The sequence below is a fragment of the Bacillus sp. GbtcB14 genome (genome assembly GCF_019091205.1).
Taxonomy (GTDB): Bacteria; Bacillota; Bacilli; order Bacillales; family Bacillaceae_G; genus Bacillus_A; species Bacillus_A cereus_AG.
In genome coordinates, this window is sequence record NZ_JAGXJT010000201.1 from 1 (window position 1) to 257 (window position 257).

The following is a 257-nucleotide window of genomic DNA, read 5'->3' on the forward strand; positions in this document are numbered from 1 at the left end:
GGCCGCTTTGGAAAGACGGCGGCATGACGGTTGATGCTGAAACGGAAGCCATGCTGACAAAAGAAAGCGGCATGGTCCCTATGCAAACAGAAAACGGCATTCAGGCTTTGTACCGCGGGTGGGCGGCAAACACATCCCAAGTCATGGTGACGGAAGGCTACGCCGCAAAAATCCGGGCGTTTCTGAAAAAATCAGCGGATGATCAGCCGGATAAGGGCAGCGAAACGGAAGAAACGGCAGGTCTTACAGCTGGTGGA

The 257-nt window shown here is 54.5% G+C and carries 1 protein-coding gene; it reads left to right on the forward strand.

The genetic code is table 11. The annotated features are described in order from the left end of the window. Positions 1-257, forward strand: a 257-nt coding sequence (locus KVT31_RS29710; protein WP_217613744.1) for a hypothetical protein, incomplete at both ends; no start/stop codon positions are given.